Origin of the sequence: Blastococcus goldschmidtiae, assembly GCF_031845325.1 — a bacterium.
GTDB lineage: Bacteria > Actinomycetota > Actinomycetes > Mycobacteriales > Geodermatophilaceae > Blastococcus > Blastococcus goldschmidtiae.
Genome location: NZ_JAVREI010000020.1, coordinates 55,877 through 61,876, shown reverse-complemented (window position 1 = coordinate 61,876; position 6,000 = coordinate 55,877). Strand labels below are relative to the sequence as shown.

Below are 6,000 nucleotides of genomic sequence, written 5' to 3'. Positions count from 1 at the left end.
CCCTCGAGGAGTTCCATGTCCCTGCCCCGCGCCCGCTCCCGGGCCGCCGTCGTCCTCTCCACCGCCGCCGTGGCGCTCGCGGCATCGGTGACCGTCGCCTCGACGGCCGTCGCGCACGTCACCGTCTCCAGCGCGGACGCCGAGCCCGGGGGCTACGGCAAGCTCACCTTCCGCGTCCCGAACGAGAGCGACACGGCCAGCACCGTCGCGCTGCGCATCCAGATCCCCGAGGAGTCGGCGCTGGCGTCGCTGCGCGCGCAGCCGGTGCCCGGCTGGTCGGTCGTCCTGACCACCGCGGAGCTGCCCGAGCCGATGGATTCGCACGGGCGGGAGATCAGCAGCTACGTGTCGGTCGTCGAGTTCCGGGCGGACCCCGGCGGCGGCATCGCCCCCGGCCAGTTCCAGGAGTTCGCGCTGTCCGGCGGGACCTTCCCGGAGGACGCCGAGCAGCTGACCTTCCCCGCGGTGCAGACCTACAGCGACGGCACCGAGTCGGCCTGGATCGAGCCGACGGTCGACGGTCAGCCGGAGCCCGAGCGGCCCGCACCGGTCCTGGCGCTGACCGGCCAGACCTCGGTCCAGGACGCGGCCGCCGGAGTCGGGAGCGGCGAGACGGCCGAGGCCGAGGACGACGGCGCGTCCGGGACCGCCACCACGGCCCTCGTCATCGCCGTCCTCGGTCTGCTGGCCGGGCTCGGCGGTCTCGCGCTCGGCCTGGCCGCCCGCCGTCGTACCGTGGCTCCGTGAGCCCCGTCGTCCTTCGTCGTACCCGAACCGGCGCGAGCCGGCGCCACCGGGCGCTCCCGGTGCTGCTGCTGGCCGCGGGCCTGGCGGCGTCCGGCTGCGGGGGCTCGTCCTCGGCCCAGGAGGCGGCCTCGAGCTCCGGGAGCGGGCACGACCACTCCGACACCCCGCCGGCGACGGTGGAGGGGCCCGAGGACGTCTACGCCGGATTCGACCTGGCCGAGCCCTACCGGCGGCCGTCGTTCACCCTGACCGACTCCTCCGGGGCGCCCTTCGACTTCAAGGCGGAGACGGCCGGCCGGCCGACGCTGCTGTTCTTCGGCTACACGGACTGCCCGGACATCTGCCCGACGACGATGGCCGACGTCGCGGTGGCGCTGCGCACCGTGGATCCCACGATCGCCGAGCAGGTGCAGGTCGTGTTCGTGACCACGGACCCGGCCACGGACACCCCCGAGGTGCTCGGGGAGTACCTGGGCCGGTTCGACGCCGACCTGCCCGTCGGGTTCGTCGGGCTGACCGGTGACCAGGAGGCCATCGAGCAGGCGCAGCTCTCGGCGGGCGTGCCGCTGGCCGAGGACGACGGCCGGGCGCACTCGGCCCTGCTGCTGCTCTACGGGGCCGACGACGCCGCGCACGTGGCCTTCGACGCGGAGAACACCTTCGGCGACATCGCCGCAGACCTCGCGGTGGTCGTGGACTGATCGGATGCGTCCGGCCGGCCGGGGGTCTCCTCCCGGCCGGCCCGACGGTCAGCCGACGTCGGCGACGGTGTTCCCGGACGCGGGGAACAGCGAGTTCGCGCGCGCCAGGTCGGTCTCGAAGTCCACCTCGACGGCGCTGTACTGCGAGATGTCGACCGGGCGGACGCGCAGCCCCTCGGTCGCGATCGCGGTCTCGATGCCGCGTTCGAAGTAGTCCTGGTCGCCGCAGGCGGCCAGGTGGTCGATCAGCGTGGCCTTGTCGGCCGACGAGACGAAGTTGATGCCGACGGCCTCGCCGAGCCCGCCGACGACGGTCTTCGACAGCTCCTGCACGTAGCCGTCGGCGTCGAGGGTGTACTTCACCTCTTCGTCGGCGACCGTGCTGGTGTCCACGCACACGAAGCTCTGGTCAGCGGCCATGGACGGCAGCGCCAGCTCGATCACCGCCGGGTCGAAGACCACGTCGCCGTTGAGCCACAGGACGCCGCCCTCGCGGGTCGTCCGCAGCCCCCGCAGCAGGCTCTTCGACGTGTTCGTCTCGGCGAAGTCGGGGTTGTAGGCGAACAGCAGGTCCGGCGCGGCCTTCATGACCCGCTTGCTGCGGTAGCCGACGACGACGGTGATGGTCACGTCGTTCCCCAGGACCTCGCGCAGGCCGTCGAGCTGGCGCTGCAGGATGCTGCTGCCGTCGCGGAGCTTCGTCAGCGGCTTGGGATCCGTCCGGCCCAGCCGGGTACCCATGCCGGCGGCCAGGATGATCACCTGGACCGAGCGGGACGGGGTCTGCCGGGAGGTGGCCCGCGTCGTGCGCGGCGCCGTCGCCCGTGGAACGGGGTTGAGCACGCGGTCAGCGGAGCGCACGATCATCATCTCCCTCGGTCGTTCTGGTCTGCCCGGACGCGGTTGCGGTCGGGAGGATGAGATCGAGGACCCGCCGGGTCGCGGCGCCGTCCTCGAGGTGGGTGAAGGTCTCCCGGAACCGCGCGTAGCGCGCGGCGTACTGGTCGCTGATCGCCTCGATGCCGGCGATCGCGTCGACCAGTTCCGGGCTGGTGCGGACCAGTGGCCCCGGGGCGACCTCTTCCAGGTCGAAGTAGAAGCCTCTCAGCTGATCCCGGTACCGGTCCAGATCGTAGGTGAAGAACACCATCGGCCGGCCGGTGTTCGCGAAGTCGAACATCGTGGAGGAGTAGTCGGTCACCATCACGTCGGCGGCCACGTACAGGTCCTGGATGTCCGGGTAGCCGGAGACGTCGCGGACGACGGAGCCCTCGGCCGGCTCCAGCCGGTCGAGCACCATGTTGTGCAGCCGGAGCAGCAGCACGTGGTCCCCACCGAGGCGTTCGGTGAACGCCTCGAGGTCGATCGGGAACTCGAAGGAGCGGCCCGCGCCGCCCTCCCCGCCGGCGAAGACGAGGTCGTCGCGCCAGGTGGGTGTGTAGAGGACGGCCGTCTGGCCGTCGGCGATGCCGAGCTCGGCGCGCACCCGGGCCCGCACCTCGTCCCGTCGCGGACCGAGCAGCAGGTCGTTGCGGGGCAGGCCGGTCTCGTGGATCGGTCCCGTGAACCCGAAGGCCTTGCGCAGCCGCTCGGTGGTGATCGCGTTGGGGGAGAGGAGCAGGTCCCAGCGGGCGATGTCCTGGTCCAGGTAGGCCAGGCGGCCCTCGGGCGCCCACAGCACGTCGTTGTGCACCCGCTTGAGCATCGTGCCGTGCCAGGTCTGCAGGTAGACGGCGCCCGGCGGCTTCTCCCAGTCCAGCGGGATGTGGTCGTTGGAGATGACCAGGTCGGCGCCCTCGAGCGCGGCGATGGACTCCGGGCTCCCGAAGGGCACCGTCGTCACGTCGTCGGGGAAGGTGGCCTGCGTGTGCGGCGCGGACAGCCAGGTGTTGGTGGCCTCGACCCCGCGGTCCAGCAGCTCGTCGTAGAGGGCGCGCGGGCTGTCGGAGAAGTGGCCGCGGAAGGCGACGTAGACGATGTTCACCGGGCCACCTCCACGGGCCGCCCGGCGAGCGCCGGGAGGAGCAGATCGGCGAGCTCCGACCAGGAGGAGACGACGGTGAGCGCGCCGGCGGCCAGCAGCGCGGCGGCGCGCTCCTCGCGCTCGTCGGGCAGCACGAACAGCAGGTTGCCGACGACGGGGCAGCCGGCGGCCACGGCGGACCGGACCCCGGCGACGGCGTCCTCGACGGCCAGCCCCTGCTCCGGATGGATGCCCAGCTGCTCGCAGGCGTGCGCGTAGACGGCCGGGTCGGGCTTGCTCGTCGGGACGGGCAGCGAGTCCTCCGCGCTGAACCGGCGGTCGGCCGGGAGCAGCTCGTCGAGACCGGTCGCGGTGAAGCAGGCGGCCAGGCGGGTGAGCGCGCTGGAGCTCACCACGGCCAGCCTCAGGTGCTCGGCCAGGGTGCGCAGCGCCGCCTGGGTCGGGGCGTGCGGCTGCAGGGTGCGGGCCAGGTGCTCGGTGACCGCGCGGCGCTCCTGGGCGACCCAGGGCTCGACGTCGGCGTCGGGGAGACCGGCCTGCTCGGCGAGGGTGCGCGCCGTCGTCCGGAAGTTCATGCCGGTGGCCGCCGAGCGCAGCTCGGTCGCGGTGAAGCGCCGGTCGATGCCGAGGGAGGCGAGGAAGGCGTTGGTGACCTCGGTGGAGGCGTCGAACGCCGGCTCCTCGGACGGGAAGAGGTTGCCGTCGGCGTCGCAGAGCAGGTGGGTCACCCGCTCGAGGAGCGTCGGCGGAACGGTCGGCACCGGGTTGTCTCCCTTCGGTCGGTGGTCGGGGCCCGGCCGATGGGCCCGGGCGGTGCGCGGTGGGGTGGGTCGGTGGATCAACGGAGCGGCGCTGCGGTGGCCGCCGCCAGCGAGGCGCGGACGCCGTTCCGGTCCAGCCGTTCCAGTACCCGGTGCAGCTCGTCGACGAAGCCGGCGTCGTCGCCCAGGGTCCCGAACACCGACCGGAGCCCGAGCAGCGGGCGGGGGTCGGTGCCACCGGCCCGTGCGAGGGCCTGCAACTCCTCCGCGCGGGGGTCGTCGACCGCGAGGGGCGCGCCGGTCTCGTCGGTGCCGCGGAGGTACCGGAACCAGCCGGCGAGGGCGAGGGTGAGCAGCCGGTGCGGACGGCCCGCGGCGAGCGCCTCCTGCAGCGAGGGCAGCAGGTGGTGCGGCATCTTCGTCGAGCCGCGGCGGCACAGCCGGGGCAGCCCGTCGGAGATCGCGGGGTTGGCGAACCGTTGCAGCAGCGTGCGCTTGTACTCGACCAGGTCGATGCCCTCGGGCGGCGGCAGCAGCGGGGTGACCTCGTCGTCCATGAGCCGTTCGACGTAGTGCCCGAACACGGGCTCGGCCATGACCTGGTCGAGCGTGCCCAGACCGGCGAGGGAGCCCAGGTAGCCCAGCGCGCAGTGGCTGGCGTTGAGCAGCCGGGTCTTCATCAGCTCGTAGGCGGCGACGTCCGGCACGAACCGGACCCCGACCTGGTCCAGGGGCGGGCGGCCGGAGCTGAACGTGTCCTCGATGATCCACTGCGAGAACGGCTCGGTGATGACCGGCCAGCGGTCGTCCACGCCGTAGCGCCGGGCGACGGCCTCGCGCTCGCCCACCGAGGTGTGCGGGGTGATCCGGTCCACCATGCTGCTGGGGAAGGCCACCCGGTCCTCGATCCAGCGGGCCAGCACCTCGTCCCGCAGGCGGGCGAAGCCGACGACGGCCGCCCGGGCGGCGTCGCCGTTGCGGTGCATGTTGTCGCAGGACACCACGGTGAACGGCGGCAGCCCGGCGCGCCGGCGCCGGTCGAGCGCCTCCACCAGGTAGCCGAAGACGGTGCGGGGGGAGTCCGGGGAACGCAGGTCGGCCTGGATGTCGACGTCGTCGGCGTCGAACGTCCCGCTGGCGGGGGTCAGGCGGTAGCCGCTGCCGGTGATCGTCAGCGACACCATGCGGGTGCGCTCGTCGGTGAGCAGGTCCAGCACCCGGGCCGGGTCCTCCGGGGCGAAGTGGTAGTCGACCATCACGCCCACGACCCGGGCGCGCTCGCCGTCGGGGCTGCGCTCGACCACGGTGTAGAGGTGGTCCTGGGGGGCCAGTGCGTCCTTCATCGTGCGGCTGTGCAGGCCGACGCCGACCACGCCCCAGCCGTTCGAGATGCGGCGCTCGGCGACCTCGTCGAAGTAGAGCAGCTGGTGGGCGCGGTGGAAGCCGCCGACGCTGAAGTGGACGACGGCCGGCGTGAGGGCGGCCCGGTCGTAGGTGGGCACCAGGAGCTGGTCGCCGTAGTCACCCAGAGACCGCTCGGTGAGGGCGTGGACCTCCGGCAGCGATACCCCGGAAGGGCTGGCGGGGAACGGCCTGATCTCGACCTGCGTCATCGCACCCCTCCATCGTCGCGTCCGTGCTGCTGCCTCCAGCGGTCGACCGAGTTCCGGACCGGTGCAGACCAGCAGTACACGGGTTCGGCGCCCAGTCGCGCAATCTCTCCGCTGCCGATGTGTCCAGGTCGCAACCGGGAGAGGGGCGTACGGGCGGCGCGAGGTGTTCCACGCCGGGGCAAGGGTCATTGCCA

6 protein-coding genes are annotated in these 6,000 nt (G+C 73.0%); 2 read left to right on the top strand and 4 right to left on the bottom strand.

The features are described 5' to 3' along the window. Positions 1-747, top strand: a 747-nt coding sequence (locus RM425_RS19910) for a YcnI family copper-binding membrane protein (RefSeq protein ID WP_311346971.1), incomplete at its 5' end; no start/stop codon positions are given. Further along, positions 744-1,448, top strand: a complete 705-nt coding sequence (locus tag RM425_RS19905) for an SCO family protein (RefSeq protein ID WP_311346970.1) — start codon at positions 744-746, stop codon at positions 1,446-1,448. The genes RM425_RS19910 and RM425_RS19905, both read left to right, overlap by 4 nt. A gap of 48 nt (positions 1,449-1,496) precedes the next feature. Here RM425_RS19905 and RM425_RS19900 read toward each other — a convergent pair whose 3' ends face one another. The 4 genes from RM425_RS19900 to RM425_RS19885 form a co-directional block, all read right to left on the bottom strand. Next, positions 1,497-2,309: a phosphocholine cytidylyltransferase family protein gene (locus tag RM425_RS19900; RefSeq protein ID WP_311346969.1), complete on the bottom strand. Its 813-nt coding sequence runs from the start codon at positions 2,307-2,309 to the stop codon at positions 1,497-1,499. Further along, positions 2,296-3,432 carry a CDP-glycerol glycerophosphotransferase family protein gene (locus RM425_RS19895; RefSeq protein WP_311346968.1) on the bottom strand — a complete coding sequence of 379 codons (1,137 nt, stop codon included), beginning with the start codon at positions 3,430-3,432 and terminating at the stop codon, positions 2,296-2,298. The genes RM425_RS19900 and RM425_RS19895 overlap by 14 nt, the downstream gene beginning before the upstream one ends. Next, entirely contained in the window at positions 3,429-4,193 is a 765-nt protein-coding gene (locus RM425_RS19890; RefSeq protein WP_311346967.1) for an HAD family hydrolase, read from the bottom strand. The genes RM425_RS19895 and RM425_RS19890 overlap by 4 nt, the downstream gene beginning before the upstream one ends. A 77-nt stretch (positions 4,194-4,270) precedes the next feature. Next, positions 4,271-5,806 (bottom strand): mannitol dehydrogenase family protein, encoded by a 1,536-nt coding sequence (locus RM425_RS19885; RefSeq protein ID WP_311346966.1) that lies wholly within the window; start codon positions 5,804-5,806, stop codon positions 4,271-4,273. Positions 5,807-6,000 lie beyond the last annotated feature (194 nt).